Below are 23,303 nucleotides of genomic sequence, written 5' to 3'. Positions count from 1 at the left end.
GTGCATCGCGTGCGTTACGCGGCCGCCACGCCGCGTGCTGCCGCGAGCTTGCGCTGCAGTTCCGGCATGATGCGCGCGACGGCTTCCTCGCCCGCGAGAATCGCCGCGTTGCGCTGGTTGAAGTCGCTGCCGCCCATCGCGTTGAGGTTCGGGCGAATCACGACGTCCGCGTACTTGTCGAGCTCGTAGGTCTTGATCGTCTGGCCCATGATCGTGAAGGTCTGCAGCAGCATCTCGATCGGGTTGTTGGTTGCCGCGCCGTCCGGCCGGGACGAGATGTCGACCGCGATCACGAAGCTCGCGCCCATCTTGCGCGCATACGACGCCGGCACCGGGCTCACGAGGCCGCCATCCACATACTCGCGGTTGCCGATCTTCACCGGCTCGAACACCGACGGCACGCTGCACGATGCACGCACCGCGAGCCCCGTATTGCCTTGCTGGAACAGGATCGGCTGGCCGTTCTGCAGATCGGTCGCGACGATGCCGAGCGGCTTCGCCATCTTCTCGATCGGCCGGTTGTTGAGTGTCTTGTTCAGGAAGTTCTGCAGCGCCACGCCTTGCAGCAACCCGCGCGAGCGGAATGGCAGCGCCCAGTCGCTGATCGCCGCCTGGTCCATGTCGAGCGCGATCTTGTTGATCTGAAGGGCGCTCATGCCCGATGCATAGAGTGCGCCGACCACCGAGCCCGCGCTCGTGCCCGCGACGATCTCGATCGGGATGCCGCGCGCCTCGAGCGCCTTCAGTACGCCGATGTGCGAGAAGCCGCGCGCGGCGCCGCCGCCGAGGGCGATGCCGATCTTCACCGGCTTTTCCTGTGGCAGTGTGGCGCCGGGGCGGGATTTGTCGCCGAACGACGTGCAGGCGGCGAGGCTGGCGGACGCGGCGGCGATCGTGAAGTGGCGGCGCGACAGGCGAGGGGACGACATCGAATGGTTCTCCGGCGGCTTGGCGGCGGGTGTCACGGCCCGCGGCGGCGATAGGTTCCGAGCGGCCGCGCGGGGGTTCCGTGCGGCCGGCGCCGCGCCGGCTGGCGGCCGCGGCGCGCACATCATAAAGCAAGCGGCGCGCTTGGCGCGATGTCCGGCGCGAGTATAATTCCGGCTTCTTTCCCGTTCCGGGCGTCGCCGGCCCCGTTGCTGTCCGGGCTGCCGCCGTCGATCCCGCGTCGAATCATTCATGCGCCCCAGGCGTTCGAGTTACCGTTTATGACCCGTCCTGTCCGTACCCGCTTCGCGCCGAGCCCCACCGGCTTCATCCACCTCGGCAACATCCGCTCCGCACTCTATCCGTGGGCGTTCGCCCGCAAGATGAAGGGCACGTTCGTGCTGCGCATCGAGGATACCGACGTCGAGCGCTCGTCGCAGGAAGCGGTCGATGCAATTCTCGAAGGGATGCAATGGCTCGGCCTGGATTTCGACGAAGGCCCGATCTACCAGATGCAGCGGATGGACCGTTATCGCGAGGTGCTCGCGCAGATGCTCGAGAAGGGTCTCGCGTACCCGTGCTACATGTCGGCCGAGGAGCTCGACGCGCTGCGCGAACGCCAGCGCGAGGCCGGCCTGAAGCCGCGCTACGACGGCACGTGGCGTCCGGAGCCCGGCAAGGTGCTGCCGGAGCCGCCGGCCGGCGTGAAGCCGGTGCTGCGTTTCCGCAATCCGTTGACCGGCACGGTCGTGTGGGACGACGCGGTGAAGGGGCGTGTCGAGATCTCGAACGAGGAGCTCGACGACCTCGTGATCGCGCGCCCGGACGGCACGCCGATCTACAACTTCTGCGTGGTGGTGGACGACATGGACATGGGCATCACGCACGTGATCCGTGGCGACGACCACGTGAACAACACGCCGCGCCAGATCAACATCCTGAATGCGCTCGGCGGCGAGCCGCCCGTCTATGCGCACCTGCCGACCGTGCTGAACGAGCAGGGCGAGAAGATGAGCAAGCGGCATGGCGCGATGAGCGTGATGGCGTACCGCGACGCGGGCTTCCTGCCCGAAGCCGTCGTCAACTATCTCGCGCGCCTCGGCTGGTCGCACGGCGACGCGGAGATCTTCTCGCGCGAGCAGTTCGTCGAATGGTTCGATCTCGAGCATCTCGGCAAGTCGCCCGCGCAGTACGACCACAGCAAGCTGAGCTGGCTGAACGCGCATTACATCAAGGAAGCCGACAGCGTGCGCCTCGCCGAGCTGGCGAAGCCGTTCCTCTCCGCCCTCGGCATCGACGATGCGGCGATCGCGACGGGCCCGGCGCTTGAGGCGGTGGTCGGGCTGATGAAGGATCGCGCGACGACGGTCAAGGAGATCGCGGAAGGCGCCGCGATGTTCTACCGTGTGCCGGCACCGGAAGCCGATGCGCTCGCGCAGCACGTAACCGATGCGGTGCGTCCGGCGCTGGCCGATCTCGTCGCGGCGCTGAAGGCGGCCGACTGGACGAAGGAGGCCGTGTCCGCCGCGTTGAAGTCGACGCTCGGCACGCACAAGCTGAAGATGCCGCAACTGGCGATGCCGGTGCGTCTGCTGGTGGCGGGTACGACGCATACGCCGTCGATCGATGCGGTGCTCGTGCTGTTCGGCCGCGATGTCGTGGTGTCGCGCATCGAGGCGGCGCTGGCCTGAGGTTCGGGGGCGAGCGAAGCTGCCCGTGCGTGACATCGCGGCAGCTTCGCAAAAAATTTCGTTCGAATCGCAAAAAGGGTATTTACAAGTTCGAAGTAGCTCCATATAATCTCATTTCTGTTCTGCAAGGGGGTATAGCTCAGCTGGGAGAGCGCTTGCATGGCATGCAAGAGGTCAGCGGTTCGATCCCGCTTACCTCCACCATCAGAACAAGCTGAGTTGATTTGCGAAGCACGGGTAGTAATAAATGCTTCACAAAATGATTTAAAGCAGTTAGAATTTCGGCCTTCGCTGTTGATTGAAAAGTGAATAGCGAAAGTCAGACAAATCTGAAAAGATTTTGTCCCCTTCGTCTAGAGGCCTAGGACATCACCCTTTCACGGTGAGTACAGGGGTTCGAATCCCCTAGGGGACGCCAGATTCAGCGGCGTTTCGTAGAAATGTCGCAACGCTTGCAGGAACGTAACCGACGTCCTGCGGGTGAGGGTAAGAAAGCTGGAGCGGTAGTTCAGTCGGTTAGAATACCGGCCTGTCACGCCGGGGGTCGCGGGTTCGAGTCCCGTCCGCTCCGCCAGAACGAAGCCCGTTCAAGACGTTTTTGAGCGGGCTTTTGTATTAAGGATGTAAGCAGTACGTTGTCCCCTTCGTCTAGAGGCCTAGGACATCACCCTTTCACGGTGAGTACAGGGGTTCGAATCCCCTAGGGGACGCCAGATTCAGCGGCGTTTCATCGAAGTGTCGCAACACCTGCAGGAACGTGACGATGTCCTGCAGGTGCGAGCAAGAAAGCTGGAGCGGTAGTTCAGTTGGTTAGAATACCGGCCTGTCACGCCGGGGGTCGCGGGTTCGAGCCCCGTCCGCTCCGCCAGAACGAAGCCCGTTCAAAGAACGATTTTTGAACGGGCTTTTGCATTAAAGATGTAAGCAGTACGTTGTCCCCTTCGTCTAGAGGCCTAGGACATCACCCTTTCACGGTGAGTACAGGGGTTCGAATCCCCTAGGGGACGCCAGATTTCGGCGTCGTTCGAACAAACGATGCGCCGGCAGGAAGCAACCGACGCCTGCCAGGCAAGTAGCAAGACTGGAGCGGTAGTTCAGTCGGTTAGAATACCGGCCTGTCACGCCGGGGGTCGCGGGTTCGAGTCCCGTCCGCTCCGCCAAAAAAATGAAGAAGCCCGCCTTGTGCGGGCTTTTTCATTTGCATCGTCTGTTGCGCCCGCTTGCGGGCGCGTGACTGCGGAGTGGAGGAAGCTGCCTGCGCAGCTTCCGGCGGGACTCGAAGGGCTGCGCTTGCAAGCGCAGCCGCGGCCTGCGGTATGTAGGCGAGTCCCGTCCGCTCCGCCAAAAAAATGAAGAAGCCCGCCTTGTGCGGGCTTTTTCATTTGCGTTTCCGGTTGCGCCCGCTGGCCGCGTAACCTCCGGTCATCCGGTGTCGAGCCGCTACGAGAAATCCGCGATTGCATCCGCACGCGACTGCGCTATCGTGGCGGGATGCGTTCTTGACCCCTGCGCGATGCTCGATCCGACCGACCTGCGACTCCTGTATCAGCTCCGGCCCGCGGAGGCTGGCGATTTTCCGTTTGCCGAAGCGCTGACGCACGGCAACATGGGCGGTTACTACAAGCGCCATGGGCTCGTGTGGCGCAGCGACCTGTTCTACGCGAGCTGGCGCGAATCCGAGAACTTCATCCTCGAGGCCGACGGCGAGCGCATCGGCGTGCTGCGCGTGACCGAGGAGGGCGACTCGCTGCACATCCGCGACGTGCAGATCGCGGCCGGTCATCGCGGGCAGGGCGCCGGCACCTACATGCTCGACATGTCGCACCGCTGGGCGCGTGCGCGCGGGCTGCACGAACTGCAACTGCGCGTGTTCGTCGACAATCCGGCCGCGCGTCTCTACCTGCGCATGGGCTATCAGGTTGCTGGGTCGCGGCTCGCGCAACTGGGCTCGATCCGCCACATGGTGCGACCTGTCTGAAGTCCTGACGACCTGAAGCGACGCGTTCAGCGGGCAGCGTCGATCGCGTCGTCGTCCGGCATTTCGTCGTCCGCGCGGCTGCCTTCCGGGCCGCGGTGCTCGTAGCCGCGCAGCATGAATGCGCGCGGGCTTTCGCCGAATGCACGCCGGAACATCGCCGAAAACGCGCTCTGGCTCTGGTAGCCGAGTTCGCGCGCGATATGCGACAGCGGACGCCCCTGGTTCAGCAGCGGAATGGCCCGCGCCAGCAGCGCCTGCTGGCGCCACTGCGAAAAGCTCACCCCCAGTTCCTGCTTGAAGAGCCGCGAAATCGTGCGCGTGCTGGCGCCGACCTCGCCGGCCCAATGCTCGAGCGACTCCGCGTGGGCCGGATGCGCGAGGACCGATTCGCACAGCATGCGCAGCCTTTTTTCGTCGGGCATCGGCACCGCGAGCGGCAGCGGCTCGGCGTGACTCAGCTCGTCGAGCACGAGCCCGCACAGCAGGCGCTCGCGCGTGGTGCTCAGGTCGCGCGCGTCGAGTGCGACGATCAGTTCGCGCAGGAGTCCCGTCACTTCGACGACGCGGCACGCGTCGAGCCCGTCCGGCACGATCGACTCGTCGATATACAGCGTGCGCAGATACGCCTCTTCGACGATCACGACCTCGTGCGTCACGCGCGGCGGCACCCAGATCGCGCGGGACGGCGGCACCATCCAGGTCGTGCCGGTCGTCGCGACGCGCAGCACGCCGCGCGACGCGTACGCGAGCTGCGCCCACGCGTGCGTATGCAGCGGGATGCGGTGCCCGGTATCGACCTGCCGCGCGCGCACGCGCATCGGATGGACGGCGGTCGGCGCGAATTCGGGCGGAATGTCGATGACGTACGGGTTCGGTACGTCGGCTTGGAACGGCGGGTTCATGGACGATTCGGGCAGCGCGGCGGCGATGCCGTTATTGTAGAAGGCGCCGCGAAAGTGCACGCGGCGGTTTGTCGGGCGATCATGCCGCGTTCAAATGAACTTTGTGTGGGGCCCCGGCGATTTCCGGACTGCCCCGGGGCCGCGCGCGCTGGCGGGTTCGAACCATTCGGCCGGTATCGTGGTCTATCGATGCGCGGGCGGTTTCGCCACGAATCGCGTGCGAACACGACAACATACGAATCAAAGAGGAGAACCACGATGCGCTACGTATTCGTCTACGGCACCTTGAGAAACGGGGAGGCCAACGACATCGACCACGCGGCCGCCCGGCACGGGATTGCCGCGCCGACGCTGCTCGGTGCCGCCGCGCTGCCGGGCGAACTGTACGATTTCGGTACGTATCCGGGAATGATCGCCGGGTCGGCCGGCAAGTCGCTGGTATGGGGCGACGTCTACGAGGTCGACGACCGGCTCGTTCCCGTGCTCGACGAGATCGAGCGCGTGTATCCGGGCGTCGACTCGCTGTTCAAGCCGGAAGACGTGACCGTCGAGCTCGGCGGCCGGCAGTACGCCTGCCTTTACTATCCGGTCGCCGCGCACGCGATTGCCGGGCGTCCGCGCATCGCGTCAGGCGACTGGGTTCAGCACCGGCGCGAGCGGGAAGCGGTGTGACGGGTTGTGCGGCAGCCGCGGTAGCGGATCCTGTCGCAAAAGAAGAAGCGCCCCTCGGGGCGCTTTTTTGATGCCGTCATCGCACGCGACCGACGCCGACGCAGGGTCGGCCCCGGTCGAGGCGCGCAACTACGTCAGATTTCCTCGTACAGCGGCAGCGTCAGGAATTCGGTGAAGCCTTCCGACGTCGACATCTGCTCGAAGATCGCCGCGGCGCGCTCGTACGGCTGCGTGTTGCCGCCGACCGAGCGCTTCACGTTGTCGAGTTCGGCCTTCGAAAGTTCACGCACGAGTTCGGCGGTGACCTTGCGACCGTCGTCGAGCACGCCCTTCGGCGAGCGGATCCATTGCCACACCTGCGAACGGGAGATTTCGGCCGTGGCCGCGTCTTCCATCAGGTTGTGGATCGGCACGCACCCGTTGCCGTCGAGCCATGCGCCGAGGTAGTGGATGCCGACGTTGATGTTGTTGCGCAGGCCGGCTTCGGTGATCGGCGCTTCCGGTTGGAAGTCGAGCAGGTTCTTGCCCTCGACCTGCACGTCGTCGCGCTGCTTCGCGATCTGGTTCGGCTTGTCGCCGAGCACCTTGACGAACTCTTCCATCGCGATCGGCACGAGGCCCGGGTGGGCCACCCAGCCGCCGTCGTAGCCGTCGGTCGCGTCGCGCTGCTTGTCCGAGCGCACGCCGCCCATCGCCTTGTCGTTCGCTTCCGGATCGTTCTTGATCGGGATCAGCGCGCTCATCCCGCCGATCGCCGGCGCGTTGCGCTTGTGGCAGGTCTTCAGCAGCAGCAGCGCGTACGCGCGCATGAACGGCACCGTCATCGTGATCTTCGAACGCTCGGCGAGGCAGAAGTCGCGGTCGTTCTTGAACTTCTTGATGGCCGAGAAGATGTAGTCCCAGCGGCCGGCGTTCAGGCCCGAGCTGTGTTCGCGCAGTTCGTACAGGATTTCGTCCATCTCGAACGCGGCGAGGATCGTCTCGATCAGCACCGTCGCGCGGATCGTGCCGCGCGGCACGCCGACGCCTTCCTGCGCGGCGACGAAGATGTCGTTCCACAGGCGTGCCTCGAGATGGCTTTCCATCTTCGGCAGGTAGAAGTACGGGCCCGAGCCGCGCGCGAGCAGTTCCTTCGCGTTGTGGAACAGGAACAGCGCGAAATCGAAGATGCCGCCGGACACCCGCTGGCCGTCGACCGTCACGTGCTTCTCGTCGAGGTGCCAGCCGCGCGGACGCACGATCAGCGTCGCGACCTTGTCGTTCAGCCGGTACGACTTGCCGTTCTGCTCGAGCGAGATCGTGCGGCGCACCGCGTCCTTCAGGTTGATCTGGCCGTCGATCTGGTTCGTCCAGCTCGGCGCGTTCGAATCCTCGAAGTCCGTCATGTACGAATCGGCGCCCGAGTTCAGCGCGTTGATGATCATCTTGCGCTCGACGGGGCCCGTGATCTCGACACGGCGACATTGCAGGTCGGCCGGCAGCGGCGCGACCTTCCAGTCGCCTTCGCGGATCGCCTTCGTCTCGGCCAGGAAGTCGGGGCGCTCGCCCGCGTCGAGGCGTTTCGTGCGCTCGACGCGCGCCTGCAGCAGCGCCTGGCGGCGCGGCTCGAACGTGCGGTGCAGCGCGGCAACGAGTGCGAGCGCTTCGGGCGTCAGGATTGCTTCGTAACCCGGCTTGATTTCGCCGGTGATCGCCATGCCTTGCGGCAGCGTGATCGGGGTGCTCATGAGTCTCATCTCCTTGGTCGGTCAGTTGCGGTTTCGGTGAAGGGGGAAGGCGGCAGCGCTGCGAACGTCATGCACCCGGGCTGGGGCGCGTGCGGTTTGCGGGTCTGCCGGACGGAGCCGGGGTGGCGAGGAATGCGAGCAGGTCGGCCATGCCGGTGCCGGTGCCGTCGGGCGGCGCGCCGAGTTCCTCGGCGGGCGCGCCCGTGCGGTTGAGCCAGAACGTCGTGTAGCCGAACCAGACGGCGCCGGCGACGTCCCACGCGTTCGACGACACGAACACGATGCCGCGCCGGTTCGGTCCGAACGCGTCGGTGCCGAGCGCGTAGGCGGCGGGGCTCGGCTTGTACGCGCGTACGGTGTCGGCGGACAGCACGCGATCGAACAGCCCGGACATGCCGGCGCTCTTGATCGCGATGTCGAGCATCTGCGGCGTGCCGTTCGACAGGATCCCGAGTGGCGGGCGCGGATCGAGCGCGCGCAGCTTGCGCAGCGCCGGCACCGTATCGGGATAGGTGGACAGGCACGCGTATTCGTCCATCAGCCGCTTCTCGGCCGCGCTGTTCAGCGCGAGCCCGAGCCGACGCGCGGCGAAGCGCAGCGCGTCGAGCGTGATGTCCCGGAACGGGCGATAGCGGGCGCCGGCCGGATCGGCGAGCGTGCGCAGTTGCGAGTATTCGATTTGCTTGCGTCGCCACAACTGCGACAACCGTTCCCCGTGACCGGGAAACATCTGCTCCGCCGCGGCCAGAACCGCACGCACGTCGAACAACGTGCCGAATGCGTCGAAGAGGATTGCGTCGGGAGAGGAGAGTGTCGTTGTGGCCGACATAGCCTTGCGCTCCAGTTTCAGAGGTCAGGTGAATTCTATTCGTGATCGTATGTGCTAAAAAAGACGCTAAACATCACTTGATCTTTTACTTTCATCTACCTAATCTTGAGCGGTTTAAGCTATTTGAAGGGCAGCGGAGCCGCCCCCGCGAGTCATGGACCGATTCAAGCAGATCGAAACGTTCGCCGCGGTCGCGGCAAAGGGCAGCCTGTCGGCGGCCGCGCACGCGGAAGGGGTCGCGCCGGCGATCATCGGCCGCCGGCTCGACGCGCTCGAGGAGCGGCTTGGCGTGAAGCTGCTGGTGCGCACGACGCGCAAGCTCACGCTGACGTTCGAGGGCTCGGCGTTCCTCGAGGATTGCCAGCGTGTCATCAACGACATGCAGAACGCGGAGGCGAGCGTGTCCGCCGGCGGCGTCAAGGCGAGCGGCCACCTGCGCATCTCGGCGCCGGCGGGCTTCGGCCGGCGGCACGTCGCGCCGCTCGTGCCCGAATTCAGCGTCGGGCATCCGGATGTCTCGGTCACGCTCGACCTGTCCGACCGGATGGTCGACCTCGTCAACGAGGGGTTCGATTGCGCGGTGCGGCTCGGCGAGCTGCCCGACTCGTCGCTCGTGTCGCTGAAGCTCGGCGAGAACCGTCGCGTGTGCGTCGCTTCGCCCGCGTATTTGGCTCGACGCGGCACGCCGGTCACGCTTGCCGAGCTGGCGCGGCACAACTGCCTCGCGCTCGCGGCAAACGCGAACCAGCAACGCGGCTGGGTGTTCCAGGAGGACGACAAGGTCGTGTCGATCCGCGTGAACGGCACGATGGAGTGCTCGGACGGTGCGGTGCTGCACGAGTGGTGCCTCGAAGGCCACGGCCTGGCGTGGCGCTCGTGGTGGGAGGTCGGCGAGGACATCGCGGCCGGCCGGCTCGTCAGCGTGCTCGACGCGTTCGCCGCCCCGCCGATCGGCATCCACGCGGTGTTTCCGCAACGTCGGCATCTGCCGCTGCGCGTGCGGCTGTTTCTCGATTACCTGAAGCACACGTACGAGCGGCCCGGTTATTGGGGCGAGTAGGCGGCGGCCAGCCGCGCGTTTCCGATATGAGGGCGAACCCGCTGCGCGGCCCGGCCGCGTGTTTTCACGTCCTACAATCGAAACAGGCATGCCCCACGCGACGCAGCCGGACCGCCCGGACGCGCGGCGCGCGGAGTGCGATTGACGAAGGAGGGCGCGATGTTCCGGCACATCCTCGTTCCAACCGACGGTTCCGAACTGTCGCAGAAGGCGATCGACGGCGCGATCGACCTGGCGCGTGCGGTCGGTGCGCGCGTCACGGCCTACGCGTGCCTGCCGCAGTATCCGTACTCGCCGTTTTCCGAAGTGATCATCGAGCCGCCCGCCGATTTCCGGGCGCGCAGCGAGCGCGAGGCGCGTGCGCACCTCGACGAGGTCGAATCGGCCGCGAAGGCGGCCGGCGTCGAGTGCGACACCTGGACGAGCGTGCATCCGTCGCCGTATCTCGGCATCATCGAGGCGGCCGAACGCGGCGGCTGCGACGTGATCTTCATGGCGTCCCACGGACGCCGCGGGCTCGGCAGCTTGCTGATCGGCAGCGAGACGCAGCGCGTGCTGACCCATACGAAAATTCCGGTGATCGTGTATCGGTAGGGCGGCGCCCTGGAAAAAGGGCGCGCCGGACGAAGCCGGCGCGCGTCGTTGCTGGCGGCCCGCAGGCCGCGCGGCCGGTCGCGCGATCGGTGTCGCGCGCCTGCCGTCTCCTCCCTGATTGTTGTCCGGTGGCCGATGCCGCGCCGCCGCGAGACGGGGCGGGCATCGGCATGACGCGTGGCGCGTCGTGCTTTTCGGCTTACGCGACCTTCTTGCCGTCGAAGAACTGCTCGTCTTCGGTCGAGCCGTGCAGCGCGGTGGTCGATGCTTCGCGCTCGACCGTCTGCGTCACCGCGTCGAAGTAGCCGGTGCCGACTTCGCGCTGGTGCTTGACGGCCGTGAAGCCCTTGTCCGCGGCTGCGAACTCGGCCTGCTGCAGTTCGACGAACGCGCTCATCTGCGTGCGGGCATAGCCGTGCGCGAGGTTGAACATCGAGTAGTTCAGCGCATGGAAGCCGGCCAGCGTGATGAACTGGAACTTGTAGCCCATCGCGCCGAGCTCCTTCTGGAACTTCGCGATCGTCGCGTCGTCGAGGTTCTTCTTCCAGTTGAACGACGGCGAGCAGTTGTACGACAGCAGCTTGCCCGGGAACTGCTTGTGGATCGCTTCCGCGAACTTCTTCGCGTACTCGAGATCCGGCTTGCCCGTCTCGCACCAGACCAGGTCGGCGTACGGCGCGTACGCGAGACCGCGCGAGATCGCCTGTTCGATGCCCGGCTTCGTGCGGAAGAAGCCTTCCACCGTGCGCTCGCCCGTCAGGAACGGCTTGTCGTTGTCGTCGACGTCGGACGTGATCAGGTCGGCCGCTTCCGCGTCGGTGCGGGCGACCAGCACGGTCGACGTGCCCATCACGTCGGCTGCCAGACGCGCTGCCGACAGCTTCGCGACGGCCTCGCGCGTCGGCACGAGCACCTTGCCGCCCATATGGCCGCACTTCTTCACCGAAGCGAGCTGATCCTCGAAGTGCACGCCCGACGCGCCGGCTTCGATCATCGCCTTCATCAGTTCGAACGCGTTCAGCACGCCGCCGAAACCGGCTTCCGCGTCGGCGACGATCGGTGCGAAGAAGTCGACGTAGCCTTCGTCGCCCGGGTTCTTGCCTTCCGACCACTGGATCTGGTCGGCGCGCGTCAGCGTGTTGTTGATGCGCTTCACGACGAGCGGCACCGAGTTTGCCGGGTACAGCGACTGGTCCGGGTACATTTCGCCCGCGACGTTCGCGTCGCCTGCCACTTGCCAGCCAGACAAGTAGATCGCCTTCAGGCCGGCCTTCACCTGCTGCATCGCCTGGTTGCCGGTCAGTGCGCCGAGTGCGTTGACGAACGGCTCGTTGTTGACGAGGCTCCACAGTTTTTCCGCACCGCGCTTGGCGAGCGTGTGCTCGATCGGGATCGAACCACGCAGGCGGACGACGTCTTCAGCCGAGTAGCTGCGCTTGATGCCCTTCCAGCGCGGATCGGTTTCCCATTGCTGTTGCAGTTCCTGTGCCTGTTGCTGTCGCGACATGATGAGCTCCTTGATGCGGTGCGATGCCTGATGGGTTGACTCTGACGGTGTTGAGGCTGTTCTCGAAGCCGGGAGCAGTGTGTTCCGGTTCGTGAGGTCTTGTATAAGAGTCTAGGCAAATCGATTGGAGCAGGACAGGGGGCCGGCTGATGAGTGGGGTGAAATTTTAGTTGTTTTAAATCAATATCTTGAAATCATCATTTCGGGATAAGAAATGCTTTTTCCCATCCCGCAATCGCCCGGGTTGTGCCGCGCAGCATGATTTTTTACGACACAAAAAAATTTTCCGCATCGTGAAATGTGGGGCAGGGCGAAAAAAAACCGGCGCGGATGCGCCGGTTGGCTGGATGGGCAGGGCGGTTATCCGCGGGCCTGCCCTCCGGAGGGCGGCAGATGGCCGCCCGTGCGTCCTTACGACGCGGAGTTGCTGCGACGCGGGCCGCCGCTGCGCTGGCCGTCGCGACGCGGGCCGCCGTCACGGCTGCCGCCCGGCTTGCCGCTCCAGCCGCCGCCATTGCCGCCGCCGTAGCTGCGGCCGTTGCCGTTACCGTTGCCGCCATAACCGCCGCCCGGCTTGCCGCCGAAACGACGACCGCCGTTACCGCCGCCCGGACGGCCGCGGCCGCCGGTGCCGCCGTTGCGCGGGGGCGCCTTGCGCGGCTCGAAGCCTTCGATCACGTTGACCGGCAGCGGCGCGCGCACGAAACGCTCGATGCGCTTGAGCGCGCCTTGCTCGGCGTGGTGCACGAGGCTCACTGCCGTGCCCGAACGGCCTGCACGGCCCGTACGGCCGATACGGTGCACGTAGTCTTCCGCGAACTTCGGCAGGTCGTAGTTGAACACGTGCGTGATGCCCGGGATGTCGATGCCGCGTGCCGCGACGTCGGTGGCCACCAGCACGCGCACACGGCGCTCGCGCAGCGCACGGATCGTGCGGTTACGCGCGCCCTGCGGCAGGTCGCCGTGCAGCGCGGCCGATTCGAAGCCTGCGTCGGCGAGACGGCCGGCGAGCTGGTCGGCGTCGATCTTGGTCGCCGTGAAGATGATCGCCTGGTCGAGCGCGTCGTCGCGCAGCAGGTGATCGAGCAGGCGATCCTTGTGGTCGCGGTCGTCGACGTAGTGCACGGTCTGCGCGATGTTCGCGCGCGACTCGAGGCGCTGCTGGATCTCGATGCGTTCCGGATCCTTCAGCAGGCGGCTCGTCAGCGAACCGATCTTGCCGTCGAGCGTGGCCGAGAACAGCATCGTCTGGCGCGACTCGGGCGTGGCGGCGACGATCGTTTCGATGTCGTCGATGAAGCCCATGTCGAGCATGCGGTCGGCTTCGTCCAGCACGAGCATCTTCAGCTCGGACAGGTCGATGCGGCCGCGCTCGAGGTGGTCGAGCAGACGGCCCGGCGTGGCAACCAGGATTTCCGGGTTCTTCGCGAGCAGCATCAGCTGCTGGCCGTAGGCGACGCCGCCGAGGATGCTGACCGTGCGCAGGCGCTTCAGGTGCTTGCCGTAGGTCGTTGCGGCCGTGGTGACCTGCATCGCGAGTTCACGGGTCGGCGTCAGCACGAGCAGGCCCGGGCGCGCGACGGGTTGCGGGCGGCGCGCGCGGCGGTCGCCCTGGTTCGGTTCGCGCGGCGCGCGCGGTTGCTGCGCCTGCGCCTTCTGGAGCTGCGCGAAACGTTCGATCGCGGGCAGCATGAATGCGGCGGTCTTGCCCGAACCGGTCGGGCTCGAGACCAGCAGGTCACGGCCGGCGATGCCGGCCGGAATCGCGCGCTGCTGGACCGGCGTCGGCTTCACATAGCCGGCGGCCTGCAGCGCGGAGACGATCTCCGGCGACAACCCGAGCGACGCGAAGTTCGGCTCGTCCGACGCCGGTTCGACCGCGGCCGGTGCGGCGGCGTCGTCGAGACCGAGCGCCTGGTCGGCGATCGCGTTGAGCGGGCTGGAGTTGATGCTCGAAGTCATAACAATCCTTGAAACACAGTGGGTGAAACGTCGGCGCCAATCGCGCATACCCAAGTCGTCGGATTCAGCGAGCAAATCGGGAAACGGGTGCAATCCGCCGAACCGTCGGCGGATGAGGCATTAGAAGCTGTTTTGGGTGCGGCGCGCTTCTGGAGCGAGGCCGCCAGCCTAGTTGACGACCGCAAGGGTCGAAGCAGGAGGGGACAGGTTCTAAACCGGATTGGAGCTTAACGCTACGAGGCGTCAGGCCGGAACGGCTTGCGAGCCGAGCGCGGAAGATGACGCAGGCAGCATTATAAAGAGATTTGCTGCGCTGCGCCACTGATTTGATTGCCTATTGCGGCAGGGGGCGATTCGGTCAGGAAGCCGTGCCGTTCTTCAGCGATTCGACGAGTTCGATGTACTGCTGCTTCGCCGCATCCTGCGACGTGCCCTTCAGCGCATCCCAGGCATCGTACTTGTATTTGCCGACGATGTCGGTGAAGCCCGGCTTGTCGCCATGGGCATCGCCGTCGGTCGCCTGCTTGAAGAGTGCGTACAGGCGCAGCAGGGTCAGGTTGCCCGGACGTTCCGTCAGTTGCTTGACGTCGATCTGGGCCTGGTCGAATTGGGCGGTGAGTTCGCTCATCGGGTGTCTCCGTAAGGGTTTCAGGTCGGGCGATCTTAACAAGCGGACCGCCGCGCGGGGTCGAGCGATCCTTCCAAACCGCCGCCCGGTGCGGCGCACACGCACGGATCGGGCCCGATCGCCCGTGGGAGCGGGGCGCCGCATTACAATGTCGCCCATGACGCAAACAGTGCTCCTCGCCATCGATACGTCGACCGAATACTGCTCGGTCGCGCTGCTGCGCTCGGCCCACGCCGATGACGCCGTTTCCACCCCGCAAACCTGGGTTCGCCACGAGCTGACGGGCGCCGTGTCGAGCACGCGCGTGCTGCCGGCCATCCAGGACCTTTTCGCCGAATCGGGACTGACACTCGCCGATTGCGACGCGATCGCGTTCGGCGCAGGCCCCGGCTCGTTCACGGGCCTGCGTACCGCGACGGGCATCACCCAGGGTCTCGCGTTCGGGCGCGGGCTGCCGGTCGTGCCGATCGGCACGCTGCTCGCGTGCGCCGAGCACGCGCGGCTGCGCGCGCCCGGCACGACCCGCGTGCTGGCCGCGCTGGACGCGCGGATGGATGAAGCCTACTGGGCGGATTTCGCGTGGGACGACAGCACCGGCGACTGGCGCACGCTGCATCCGGCCTCGCTCGATGCGCCGGGCGCCGTCGGCGTGCCCGATGTGCCGTTCACGCTCGCGGGCAATGCGGCCGCCGCGTTCGGCGCGCAGTTGCCGGCTGCGGCGCGCGCGGCCGTGATCGACGGCGACGCGATGCCGCACGCGCTGGCGGTCGCCCATGCCGCCCTGCGGGCGTTCCGCGCCGGCCGCGCGGTGCCCGCCGATCAGGCCGCGCCGGAGTACGTGCGCGACAAGGTCGCGCAGACCACTGCCGAGCGCGTCGCGGCACGGGCCGCGCAGACGGGCGGAGCGAAGGGATGACGGGCGTACTGCTGAGCGACCGCTATCTGGCGCCGATGACGGATGCCGATCTCGACGAGGTCGTCGCGATCGAGCACGTCGCGTACGAATTCCCGTGGAGCCGCGGCAATTTCGAGGATTCGTTGCGCAACGGCTATCTGGGCGTGTGCCTGCGGCACGTGACGGGTTCGTTGATCGGCTATTGCGTGCTGATGCCCGTGGTCGACGAGATGCACCTGCTGAACCTGTGCGTCGCGCCGGCCGCGCAGTGCGCGGGCGCGGGCCTGGCGCTGCTGCGCGAGGCCGTGCGCATTTCGCGCGCGGAAGGGCTCGACGGCGTGCTGCTCGAGGTGCGGCCGTCCAATCCGCGCGCGATCCATCTTTACGAGCGTTTCGGCTTCGTGACGATCGGCCGGCGCAAGAATTATTACCCGGCGAAGCATCGCAGCCGGGAGGACGCGATCGTGATGCGTCTGACGCTGAACAAGGACGAAGGGGACGCGCATGGCATGGGCTGAAGCGGCGCTCGAGGAAATGGGCCTCGCGCAGATCTGGGTGCGGCGCGGGCAAGGCGCGGGTGAAGGCACGGACGAGGGCGCGGCAGCCGAAGCGCACGCCGCCGCGCAAACCGGTGCGGTGGACGCCGCACCGGCCGCCGCGACCGGGCGACCTGCGCGGACCGCGCGTCCGCCGGTGCAGGGCGACGCATCGCCGGCAGTGGCGCGGAGCGCCGATGCGTCGCCGGCTCGCGAGCCGGCAGCCGTCCCGTCGCGGCGCGTCGACGGCGGCGAACGCGCGCCCGCACCGGTGACGGCGGTCGCGTCGGCCAACACGATGCCGCCGATGGACGACATGCCGCCTGCCGGACCCGACGATTTCGCGTGGTTCGATGCGGCGCCGCCGGGCGATCCCGTGCCGATGGCCGAATCGCGTCCCGTCGGTACGCCGGTTGCCGCGCTCGACTGGGATGCGCTGGCCGCGCGCGTGGCCGACTGCACGCTGTGCGGTTTGTGCGAGAAGCGGACCAACACCGTGTTCGGCGTCGGCGACCGCGAAGCGGACTGGATGCTGATCGGCGAAGCGCCGGGCGAGAACGAGGACAAGCAGGGCGAGCCGTTCGTCGGCCAGGCCGGCAAGCTGCTCGACAACATGCTGCATTCGCTGTCGCTCAAGCGCGGCGACAACGTGTACATCGCGAACGTGATCAAGTGCCGGCCGCCCGGCAACCGCAATCCGGAGCCGGACGAGGTCGCGAGCTGCGAGCCTTATCTGCAGCGCCAGGTCGCGCTCGTGAAGCCGAAGCTGATCGTCGCGCTCGGCCGCTTCGCCGCACAGACGCTGCTGAAGACGGACGCGAGCATTGCGTCGCTGCGCGGCCGCGTGCATGCGTACGAAGGCGTGCCGGTGATCGTGACCTACCATCCGGCGTACCTGTTGCGCAGCCTGCAGGACAAGTCGAAGGCGTGGGCCGACCTGTGCCTCGCGCGCGACACGTTCCGGCGTGCAGAGGGCGGCGACGCGAACGGGCCGGCCGGGCAATGACGACCGGCGCGGCGTGCGCATTCGTCGATACGCTGCACGACGTCGCGGTTCGGGATCTGGGCTGGCTGCTGGCCAGCCCGAGCCTGCTGACCGCGGTGCCGGACGCGCCGCTGGCGCGCCCGTGGCCGGATGCAGCGGGACAGTCGGCCGTCGAAGCATGGCTCGCCGCGCTCGATGCGCAGCCCGAGCCGCTGCATCGCGCGCTCGACGGTTTCCGGCCCACCCGGCTCGGCCGCTACGCCGAATGCCTGCTCGAGTATTTCCTGACGTACGGGCCGTCGCTGCGGCTCGTCGCGGCCAATCTGCCGCTGCGCAGCAACGGCAAGACGCTCGGCGAAGTCGATTTTCTTGTCGATGCACCGGACGGGCAGCGCCTGCACTGGGAACTCGCGGTGAAGTGCTACCTGTGCGCGCCGGTGCAAGCCGGCGCATCGCTTGCCGATTTCGTCGGCCCCAACCTCGTCGACCGGTTCGACCGCAAGCGCACTCGGTTACTCGAGCATCAGCTGCGGCTCGGCGATCGCGACGGGTTTGCGCGGCTCGGCTACGGTGCGCCGTCCGATGCGCAGATGTTCATCAAGGGCTGGTTGTTCTATCCGCACGGCGCACCGTTGCCGCCGGTGTCCGCGGAAATCGCGCCGGATCACCCGCACGGTTTCTGGCTGACTCACGCGCAGTGGCCGGCCTGGGCGGCCGCGCAGGGTGCCGGCGTTGCCTGGAGCGTGTTGCCGCGGCTTGCGTGGTTAGCGCCGCGACGGGCTGCCGCCGATAGCGGATTCGAACCCGACACGCTGGCGGCCACGCTGGAACTGCCGCCGGTATTGATGACGCGCGAGGCGCCCGCGCTGATCGGCATCCATGAAAAGGGCAGTGACGGCACGTGGCGCGAAACGGCGCGCGGCTTCGTCGTGCCGGACGACTGGCCGGTGCGCGCCCAGGCGTTCGCGGCGCAGGAGCACTGACGCCGCGTCAGCCGGCGTTCACCACCAGCGGTGGAAGTGATGGACGGGGCCGACGCCGTGGCCGACGTCGAGGTGGCCGCTCGCGGCGATCGCGCCGGTCAGGTAGGTCTTGGCTTCGCGCACCGCGCTTTCGAGGTCGGGCTGCTGCGGCAGCAGCGCGGCGATCGCCGACGACAGCGTGCAGCCGGTACCGTGCGTGTTGCTGACCGGCACGCGTGCGCCGTCGAGCCGCACGGTGCGGGTCGCTTCGACGAGCCAGTCGGGGCTCGCGGACGCGTCCGGCAGGTGGCCGCCTTTCATCAGCACGGCGCGCGCCCCCGTCTGTAACAGTGCCTGACCTTGCCGGACCATGTCGTCTTCGGTGGTGGCGGGCACATCGTTCAGCAGCGCGGCCGCTTCGGGCAGGTTCGGCGTCACGACCGTCGCGAGCGGCAGCAGCGCATCGCGCAACGCGTCGACGGCATCGGGTGCGAGCAGCGCGTGCGAGCTCTTCGAGATCATCACCGTGTCGAGCACGACGAAGCGCGGCGCGTAACGGCGCAGCGCGTCGGCCACCGCGTGCACGATCGCCGCGTTCGCGAGCATCCCGATCTTGACCGCGTCGATGCGGATGTCGCCGAACACCGCGTCGAGTTGCGCGGTCACGAACGCCGCGTCCGGCGCATGCACACCCGTCACGCCGTGCGTGTTCTGCGCGGTCAGCGCGGTGATCACGCTCGCGCCATACGCGCCGAGCGCGGAAAAGGTCTTCAGGTCGGCCTGGATGCCTGCACCGCCGCCCGAATCGGAGCCGGCGATCGTCAGGATGTTGGGTATCGGGTGCGTCATGAGGGCAACGCGCCGGTTCGAAGACCGGCGCCGGCGGACGGAAACGGGAAGTGTAGCGTCAGTGCCGCGATTCGCCGATCAGCGCGACCGAGTCGAATTGGCGCTGGTTCGCCTGATGGCGGCGCATCACGAGCCACATCGTCAGGCAGACGAACGTGCCGAACAGCACGATCACGACGCCGACCGGCACGTCGAGCCACACGAGCACCGCGTACAGGCACAGCATCACGAGCACCGACAGGTTCTCGTTGAAGTTCTGCACCGCGATCGAGTGGCCGGCCGACAGCAGCACGTGGCCGCGATGCTGCAGCAGCGCGTTCATCGGAACGACGAAGTACCCGGACAACGCGCCGACGCACATCAGGAAGATGTACGCGATGATCAGGTACACGGGCATGCGCAGGTGGCCGAAGTGGATGGCCCAGTGCGACGGGAACAGGTCGCGCGTGTAGAACGCCATCAGCATCACCGCGATGCCCATGATGATGCCGACGGGCAGCACGGTCAGCGACTTCTTCAACGGGATTCGGGCGGCGGCGGCGATGGCGCCGGCTGCGACGCCGACGGCGACCACGGCCTGCAGGATCGCGCCTTCCGACAGCGACATGCCGAGCGACACTTCAGCCCACTTCAGCACGATGAACTGCAGCGTCGCGCCCGCGCCCCAGAACAGCGTCGTGACCGCCAGCGAGATCTGGCCGAGCTTGTCGCGCCACAGCACCATGAAGCAGTCGGCGAAATCCGTGAGGAGCTTGACCGGGCCGCGTTCCTGCTTCGGGTAGCGTGCGCCCGTATCGGGGATGCGGAGGTTGAACAGCGCGGCGATCACGTAGATCGCCATGATGATCGCCATCGCCGCCTCGGCGGGCGTGCCGATCCAGGCGGGCGTGTGCGCGATCACGTGCGACGCGATGTGCGGGCTGATCAGCGCACCGCCCAGCACGGTGCCGAGGATGATCGAGCTGACGGTCGTGCCTTCGATCCAGCCGTTTGCGGCGACCAGCCGGTCGGCCGGCAGCAGCTCGGTGAGGATGCCGTATTTCGCGGGCGAGTAGGCCGCCGCGCCGAACCCGACGATCCCGTACGCGATCAACGGATGGGCGCCGAACAGCATGATCATGCAGCCGACGACCTTGATCGAGTTGGTGATGAACATCACGCGGCCCTTCGGGCGCGAATCCGCGAAGGCGCCGACATAGGCCGCCAGCACCACATAGGACAACACGAAGAACAGCTTCAACAGCGGTGTCATCCAGTTGGGGGCGTGGAGGTCTTTCAGCAGGGCGATGGCGGCGATGAGGAGCGCATTGTCGGCCAGCGACGAGAAAAACTGCGCGGCCATGATGGTGTAAAAACCTTTTTTCATCTGATGCGATGCTTTCGTCGCTGCGGCAGGGCCGCGTAGGCCGCCTGGTGTGCGATCGGCTTATTCCGTTCGAAATGGGTTGTGCGCACGGCTTTATAACATGAAAATACGCCAATTCGGACTAGCAAGATTCCCCGATCGTTCCGCAAATTGTCGGCTTCAGTGCTCAAAAGGCGCGGTAAGCTGATGATTCGCAAGCGTCTTTACGTAAATTTCCCATGCCGCGCCCGATCTCCGCCACCATCCATACCGCCGCTCTCGCGAACAATCTCTCCGTCGTCCGCCGCTTTGCCGGCCCGTCCAAGGTCTGGGCGGTCGTCAAGGCCAACGCGTACGGTCACGGTCTCGCGCGTGTGTTTCCCGGCCTGCGCGGCACCGACGGCTTCGGGCTGCTCGACCTCGACGAGGCCGTCAAGCTGCGCGAGCTCGGCTGGGCCGGCCCGATCCTGCTGCTCGAAGGGTTCTTCCGCTCGACCGACATCGACGTGATCGACCGCTACAGCCTGACGACGACTGTCCACAACGACGAGCAGATGCGGATGCTGGAAACGGCGCGGCTGTCGAAGCCCGTCAACGTGCAGCTCAAGATGAACAGCGGGATGAACCGGCTCGGCTACCTGCCGGAAAAATACCGTGCCGCATGGGAGCGCGCCCGCGCGTGCCCCGGCATCGGCCAGATCACGTTGATGACCCATTTTTCGGATGCGGACAACGAGCGCGGCGTCGCCGAGCAGCTCGCGACGTTCGAGCGCGGCGCGGAAAGCATTGCCGGCGCGCGCAGCCTCGCGAACTCCGCTGCCGTGCTGTGGCATCCGGATACCCACTTCGACTGGGTGCGCCCGGGGATCGTGCTGTACGGCGCGTCGCCGTCCGGGCTGTCGTCCGACATCGCCGATACCGGGCTGAAGCCCGCGATGACGCTCGCATCCGAGCTGATCGCGGTGCAGACGATCGGGAAGGGCCAGGCCATCGGCTATGGCTCGACGTTCTCCGCGCAGGCGCCGATGCGGATCGGCGTGGTCGCGTGCGGTTACGCGGACGGCTATCCGCGGGTCGCGCCCGAAGGCACGCCGGTGATCGTCGACGGCATCCGCACGCGGATCGTCGGTCGCGTATCGATGGACATGATCACCGTCGACCTGACCCCGTGCCCGCAGGCCGGTGTCGGCGCGCGCGTCGAGCTGTGGGGCAACGCACTGCCGATCGACGACGTCGCCCGCCATTGCGGCACGATCGGCTACGAGCTGATGTGCGCGGTCGCCGGCCGCGTGCCCGTGCGCGCGGAATAAGGGCGTTGCGCGTGGCCAAACAGAAAACCGTATACGTCTGCAGCGAGTGCGGCGGACAGACCCCCAAGTGGCAGGGGCAATGCCCGTCGTGCCAGGCCTGGAACACGCTGGTTGAATCGGCCGCCGAATCGCCGTCGGCACACCGATTCCAGTCGCTCGCGAAGCGGGCGCCCGTCCAGCGTCTCGTCGACATCGAAGCGGCCGACGTGCCGCGCTTCTCGACCGGCATCGGCGAATTCGACCGCGTGCTCGGCGGCGGGCTGGTTCCGGGCGGCGTCGTGCTGATCGGCGGCGATCCGGGCATCGGCAAGTCGACGCTGCTGCTGCAGTCGCTCGCGGACATCGCGAGCGAGCGGCGCGCGCTCTATATCAGCGGCGAGGAATCGGCCGCGCAGATCGCGTTGCGCGCGCAACGACTTGCGCTGCTCGACGGCGGTGCGCCGGCGGATGAGCTGAAGCTGCTCGCCGAGATCCAGCTCGAGAAGATCCAGGCCGCGATCGACACGGAACGGCCGGACGTGGCCGTGATCGACTCGATCCAGACCGTCTATTCGGAAGCGCTCACGTCGGCGCCGGGCTCGGTCGCGCAGGTGCGCGAGTGCGCGGCGCAGCTCACGCGTATCGCGAAGCAGTCGGGCACCGCGATCATCATGGTCGGGCACGTGACCAAGGAAGGCAACCTGGCCGGCCCGCGCGTGCTCGAGCACATCGTCGACACGGTGCTGTACTTCGAAGGCGATACGCATTCGTCGTTCCGGCTCGTGCGCGCGTTCAAGAACCGCTTCGGCGCGGTCAACGAGCTCGGCGTGTTCGCGATGACCGAGCGCGGGCTGCGCGGTGTCGCGAATCCGTCCGCGCTGTTCCTGTCGCAGCACGAGCAGGTCGTGCCCGGCTCGTGCGTGCTCGTCACGCAGGAAGGCACGCGCCCGCTGCTCGTCGAAATCCAGGCGCTCGTCGATACGGCGCACGTGCCGAACCCGCGGCGGCTTGCGGTCGGCCTCGAGCAGAACCGGCTCGCGATGCTGCTTGCGGTGCTGCACCGGCACGCGGGCATCGCGGCCTTCGACCAGGACGTGTTCCTCAATGCCGTGGGCGGCGTGAAGATCACCGAGCCGGCCGCCGACCTGGCGGTGCTGCTGGCGATCCATTCGTCGATGCGCAACAAGGCGCTGCCGAAGGGGCTGATCGTGTTCGGCGAAGTCGGGCTGGCGGGCGAGATCCGGCCGTCCCCGCGCGGGCAGGAGCGGCTGCGCGAGGCGGCGAAGCTCGGTTTCACGTCCGCGCTGATCCCGAAGGCGAATGCGCCGAAGCAGCCGATCGAAGGGTTGAACGTGATGGCCGTCGATCGGCTCGAACAGGCGATCGATCGCGTGCGCGATCTCGAGTGACCGGCCCGGCAGCCGCCCGGGCCATGCGTGCGGGCGATCTGTCACGTAATTCGCTGTAAAGAAGATGTAGGGTTATGTAACCCGACGGACATCGCTTTTCCCTATCCTTTGCCGGATTGTCGAACCGCGCAATGCGAAGGGAACCTATGTTGAAATCGTACGGGGAAGCGCCGAGCGGACGCCTTTACAACCTGCGTGGCTGCCGCGTGTCGGAGCCGATTCGCCAGCCCTGGGGCGGCGGATGCCGGATCGTCGAATGGATCGACGACGAGGGGCGCCTGGCGCGCAAGGTCGTGTCCGAGGACGTGACGGAAGCGGAAGTCGCCGCGGCGATCCGGCGGCCGACCGAGGGGCGCCGGCACCTGATGGGCGACGACGAGCAGCTGCCGCGCGACACGTTGCCGCGACGCTGAGCCGGCAAGCGCGGCGAGCAGCCGGAGAACGGTGCGACGACGGTAGTGAATGATCAGGCCGGGCCCGAGCGCCCGGCCTTGTCGCATCTGGGCCTCCCGAGGGCCGGATGGTCTTTCGCCGCGCCGCGATGCCAGGGTGCCGG

The 23,303-nt window shown here is 66.9% G+C and carries 21 protein-coding genes and 7 tRNA genes; 19 read left to right on the top strand and 9 right to left on the bottom strand.

The window, feature by feature from the left end; all coding sequences use genetic code 11:
- Positions 1-14 precede the first annotated feature (14 nt).
- Positions 15-929, bottom strand: a complete 915-nt coding sequence (locus LGM89_RS20995; protein WP_089495123.1) for a patatin-like phospholipase family protein — start codon at positions 927-929, stop codon at positions 15-17.
- A gap of 279 nt (positions 930-1,208) precedes the next feature.
- On the opposite strand from LGM89_RS20995, the gene gltX reads away from it, so the two are divergent.
- The 9 genes from gltX to LGM89_RS20950 all read left to right on the top strand — a co-directional run bounded on the left by gltX (position 1,209) and on the right by LGM89_RS20950 (position 4,596).
- A complete protein-coding gene (gene gltX, locus LGM89_RS20990; RefSeq protein WP_226273781.1) occupies positions 1,209-2,618 on the top strand; it encodes a glutamate--tRNA ligase in 1,410 nt (469 codons plus the stop codon).
- Between the two features lie 128 nt (positions 2,619-2,746).
- Positions 2,747-2,822, top strand: a tRNA-Ala gene (locus LGM89_RS20985).
- A 138-nt stretch (positions 2,823-2,960) separates the two neighbouring features.
- Positions 2,961-3,036 (top strand) — tRNA-Glu (locus LGM89_RS20980).
- A 79-nt stretch (positions 3,037-3,115) separates the two neighbouring features.
- Positions 3,116-3,192: transfer RNA gene (locus tag LGM89_RS20975), tRNA-Asp, on the top strand.
- 63 nt (positions 3,193-3,255) lie between these two features.
- Positions 3,256-3,331 (top strand) — tRNA-Glu (locus tag LGM89_RS20970).
- Positions 3,332-3,409: 78 nt separating this feature from the next.
- Positions 3,410-3,486: transfer RNA gene (locus LGM89_RS20965), tRNA-Asp, on the top strand.
- A gap of 66 nt (positions 3,487-3,552) precedes the next feature.
- A tRNA-Glu gene (locus LGM89_RS20960) sits at positions 3,553-3,628 on the top strand.
- Between the two features lie 73 nt (positions 3,629-3,701).
- Positions 3,702-3,778: transfer RNA gene (locus LGM89_RS20955), tRNA-Asp, on the top strand.
- A 353-nt stretch (positions 3,779-4,131) separates the two neighbouring features.
- Positions 4,132-4,596: a GNAT family N-acetyltransferase gene (locus tag LGM89_RS20950; protein WP_027787064.1), complete on the top strand. Its 465-nt coding sequence runs from the start codon at positions 4,132-4,134 to the stop codon at positions 4,594-4,596.
- A 26-nt stretch (positions 4,597-4,622) separates the two neighbouring features.
- Here the strand turns inward: LGM89_RS20950 and LGM89_RS20945 are convergent, their stop codons facing one another.
- Positions 4,623-5,498 carry an AraC family transcriptional regulator gene (locus tag LGM89_RS20945; protein WP_089495311.1) on the bottom strand — a complete coding sequence of 292 codons (876 nt, stop codon included), beginning with the start codon at positions 5,496-5,498 and terminating at the stop codon, positions 4,623-4,625.
- A 258-nt stretch (positions 5,499-5,756) separates the two neighbouring features.
- On the opposite strand from LGM89_RS20945, the gene LGM89_RS20940 reads away from it, so the two are divergent.
- Positions 5,757-6,170 carry a gamma-glutamylcyclotransferase gene (locus LGM89_RS20940; protein WP_089495121.1) on the top strand — a complete coding sequence of 138 codons (414 nt, stop codon included), beginning with the start codon at positions 5,757-5,759 and terminating at the stop codon, positions 6,168-6,170.
- A gap of 134 nt (positions 6,171-6,304) precedes the next feature.
- Here the strand turns inward: LGM89_RS20940 and aceB are convergent, their stop codons facing one another.
- Positions 6,305-7,897 carry a malate synthase A gene (gene aceB / locus LGM89_RS20935; protein WP_089440461.1) on the bottom strand — a complete coding sequence of 531 codons (1,593 nt, stop codon included), beginning with the start codon at positions 7,895-7,897 and terminating at the stop codon, positions 6,305-6,307.
- Positions 7,898-7,964: 67 nt separating this feature from the next.
- Entirely contained in the window at positions 7,965-8,726 is a 762-nt protein-coding gene (locus LGM89_RS20930; protein WP_011352491.1) for a haloacid dehalogenase type II, read from the bottom strand.
- Between the two features lie 154 nt (positions 8,727-8,880).
- Between LGM89_RS20930 and LGM89_RS20925 the strand changes: the two genes are divergently transcribed.
- The gene (locus tag LGM89_RS20925) at positions 8,881-9,786 is read left to right on the top strand and encodes a LysR family transcriptional regulator (RefSeq protein WP_089495119.1); all 906 of its coding nucleotides are present in this window, start codon (positions 8,881-8,883) and stop codon (positions 9,784-9,786) included.
- A gap of 159 nt (positions 9,787-9,945) precedes the next feature.
- Entirely contained in the window at positions 9,946-10,380 is a 435-nt protein-coding gene (locus LGM89_RS20920; protein ID WP_089425708.1) for a universal stress protein, read from the top strand.
- A gap of 199 nt (positions 10,381-10,579) precedes the next feature.
- On the opposite strand, the gene aceA is transcribed toward LGM89_RS20920, so the two are convergent.
- From aceA to LGM89_RS20905, 3 genes are all read right to left on the bottom strand, one after another.
- Entirely contained in the window at positions 10,580-11,887 is a 1,308-nt protein-coding gene (aceA, locus tag LGM89_RS20915) for an isocitrate lyase (RefSeq protein WP_089456438.1), read from the bottom strand.
- Positions 11,888-12,298: 411 nt separating this feature from the next.
- The gene (locus tag LGM89_RS20910) at positions 12,299-13,849 is read right to left on the bottom strand and encodes a DEAD/DEAH box helicase (protein ID WP_089495118.1); all 1,551 of its coding nucleotides are present in this window, start codon (positions 13,847-13,849) and stop codon (positions 12,299-12,301) included.
- A 358-nt stretch (positions 13,850-14,207) separates the two neighbouring features.
- A complete protein-coding gene (locus LGM89_RS20905) occupies positions 14,208-14,477 on the bottom strand; it encodes an acyl-CoA-binding protein (protein WP_011352486.1) in 270 nt (89 codons plus the stop codon).
- 148 nt (positions 14,478-14,625) lie between these two features.
- Here LGM89_RS20905 and tsaB point away from each other — a divergent pair, with 148 nt between their 5' ends.
- From tsaB to LGM89_RS20885, 4 genes are read left to right on the top strand one after another with little or no spacing between them, the layout of a single operon-like run.
- Positions 14,626-15,393: a tRNA (adenosine(37)-N6)-threonylcarbamoyltransferase complex dimerization subunit type 1 TsaB gene (gene tsaB, locus LGM89_RS20900; RefSeq protein ID WP_089425706.1), complete on the top strand. Its 768-nt coding sequence runs from the start codon at positions 14,626-14,628 to the stop codon at positions 15,391-15,393.
- Positions 15,390-15,890: a ribosomal protein S18-alanine N-acetyltransferase gene (rimI, locus tag LGM89_RS20895; protein WP_089440456.1), complete on the top strand. Its 501-nt coding sequence runs from the start codon at positions 15,390-15,392 to the stop codon at positions 15,888-15,890. The genes tsaB and rimI overlap by 4 nt, the downstream gene beginning before the upstream one ends.
- Positions 15,877-16,914, top strand: a complete 1,038-nt coding sequence (locus tag LGM89_RS20890; protein WP_226273780.1) for a uracil-DNA glycosylase — start codon at positions 15,877-15,879, stop codon at positions 16,912-16,914. Before rimI ends, LGM89_RS20890 begins: the two co-directional genes overlap by 14 nt.
- Positions 16,911-17,876 (top strand): DUF1853 family protein, encoded by a 966-nt coding sequence (locus LGM89_RS20885; protein ID WP_226206911.1) that lies wholly within the window; start codon positions 16,911-16,913, stop codon positions 17,874-17,876. The genes LGM89_RS20890 and LGM89_RS20885 overlap by 4 nt, the downstream gene beginning before the upstream one ends.
- An 18-nt stretch (positions 17,877-17,894) precedes the next feature.
- Here LGM89_RS20885 and thiD read toward each other — a convergent pair whose 3' ends face one another.
- Positions 17,895-18,704, bottom strand: a complete 810-nt coding sequence (thiD, locus tag LGM89_RS20880; RefSeq protein ID WP_226273779.1) for a bifunctional hydroxymethylpyrimidine kinase/phosphomethylpyrimidine kinase — start codon at positions 18,702-18,704, stop codon at positions 17,895-17,897.
- Positions 18,705-18,762: 58 nt separating this feature from the next.
- Positions 18,763-20,070, bottom strand: coding sequence for a lysophospholipid transporter LplT (lplT, locus tag LGM89_RS20875; RefSeq protein ID WP_226273778.1), 1,308 nt, complete (start codon positions 20,068-20,070; stop codon positions 18,763-18,765).
- A gap of 218 nt (positions 20,071-20,288) precedes the next feature.
- Here lplT and alr point away from each other — a divergent pair, with 218 nt between their 5' ends.
- The 3 genes from alr to LGM89_RS20860 all read left to right on the top strand — a co-directional run bounded on the left by alr (position 20,289) and on the right by LGM89_RS20860 (position 23,160).
- Complete coding sequence (gene alr / locus LGM89_RS20870) at positions 20,289-21,359, top strand: alanine racemase (protein ID WP_089473110.1); 1,071 nt, start codon at positions 20,289-20,291, stop codon at positions 21,357-21,359.
- Between the two features lie 11 nt (positions 21,360-21,370).
- The gene (radA, locus tag LGM89_RS20865; protein WP_089456623.1) at positions 21,371-22,747 is read left to right on the top strand and encodes a DNA repair protein RadA; all 1,377 of its coding nucleotides are present in this window, start codon (positions 21,371-21,373) and stop codon (positions 22,745-22,747) included.
- Between the two features lie 146 nt (positions 22,748-22,893).
- Positions 22,894-23,160, top strand: a complete 267-nt coding sequence (locus tag LGM89_RS20860; protein WP_089495113.1) for a DUF2866 domain-containing protein — start codon at positions 22,894-22,896, stop codon at positions 23,158-23,160.
- Positions 23,161-23,303: the final 143 nt, after the last annotated feature.

It is taken from the genome of Burkholderia sp. AU31624 (assembly GCF_020420065.1).
In the GTDB taxonomy this organism is placed as follows: Bacteria; Pseudomonadota; Gammaproteobacteria; order Burkholderiales; family Burkholderiaceae; genus Burkholderia.
The sequence above is the reverse complement of the archived record's forward strand: the minus strand, read 5'-3'. Positions and strand labels throughout refer to the sequence as shown.

Bases quoted from the DNA above. Each gene is read 5' to 3' on its own strand.
- LGM89_RS20950 (WP_027787064.1), top strand. From the start codon at position 4,132: ATGCTCGATCCGACCGACCTGCGACTCCTGTATCAGCTCCGGCCCGCG.
- tsaB (WP_089425706.1), top strand. From the start codon at position 14,626: ATGTCGCCCATGACGCAAACAGTGCTCCTCGCCATCGATACGTCGACC.
- LGM89_RS20940 (WP_089495121.1), top strand. From the start codon at position 5,757: ATGCGCTACGTATTCGTCTACGGCACCTTGAGAAACGGGGAGGCCAAC.
- gltX (WP_226273781.1), top strand. From the start codon at position 1,209: ATGACCCGTCCTGTCCGTACCCGCTTCGCGCCGAGCCCCACCGGCTTC.
- aceA (WP_089456438.1), bottom strand. From the start codon at position 11,887: ATGTCGCGACAGCAACAGGCACAGGAACTGCAACAGCAATGGGAAACC.
- rimI (WP_089440456.1), top strand. From the start codon at position 15,390: ATGACGGGCGTACTGCTGAGCGACCGCTATCTGGCGCCGATGACGGAT.
- LGM89_RS20930 (WP_011352491.1), bottom strand. From the start codon at position 8,726: ATGTCGGCCACAACGACACTCTCCTCTCCCGACGCAATCCTCTTCGAC.
- LGM89_RS20885 (WP_226206911.1), top strand. From the start codon at position 16,911: ATGACGACCGGCGCGGCGTGCGCATTCGTCGATACGCTGCACGACGTC.
- LGM89_RS20920 (WP_089425708.1), top strand. From the start codon at position 9,946: ATGTTCCGGCACATCCTCGTTCCAACCGACGGTTCCGAACTGTCGCAG.
- aceB (WP_089440461.1), bottom strand. From the start codon at position 7,897: ATGAGCACCCCGATCACGCTGCCGCAAGGCATGGCGATCACCGGCGAA.
- LGM89_RS20945 (WP_089495311.1), bottom strand. From the start codon at position 5,498: ATGAACCCGCCGTTCCAAGCCGACGTACCGAACCCGTACGTCATCGAC.
- LGM89_RS20910 (WP_089495118.1), bottom strand. From the start codon at position 13,849: ATGACTTCGAGCATCAACTCCAGCCCGCTCAACGCGATCGCCGACCAG.
- LGM89_RS20905 (WP_011352486.1), bottom strand. From the start codon at position 14,477: ATGAGCGAACTCACCGCCCAATTCGACCAGGCCCAGATCGACGTCAAG.
- LGM89_RS20860 (WP_089495113.1), top strand. From the start codon at position 22,894: ATGTTGAAATCGTACGGGGAAGCGCCGAGCGGACGCCTTTACAACCTG.
- LGM89_RS20925 (WP_089495119.1), top strand. From the start codon at position 8,881: ATGGACCGATTCAAGCAGATCGAAACGTTCGCCGCGGTCGCGGCAAAG.
- thiD (WP_226273779.1), bottom strand. From the start codon at position 18,704: ATGACGCACCCGATACCCAACATCCTGACGATCGCCGGCTCCGATTCG.
- LGM89_RS20890 (WP_226273780.1), top strand. From the start codon at position 15,877: ATGGCATGGGCTGAAGCGGCGCTCGAGGAAATGGGCCTCGCGCAGATC.
- alr (WP_089473110.1), top strand. From the start codon at position 20,289: ATGCCGCGCCCGATCTCCGCCACCATCCATACCGCCGCTCTCGCGAAC.
- LGM89_RS20995 (WP_089495123.1), bottom strand. From the start codon at position 929: ATGTCGTCCCCTCGCCTGTCGCGCCGCCACTTCACGATCGCCGCCGCG.
- lplT (WP_226273778.1), bottom strand. From the start codon at position 20,070: ATGAAAAAAGGTTTTTACACCATCATGGCCGCGCAGTTTTTCTCGTCG.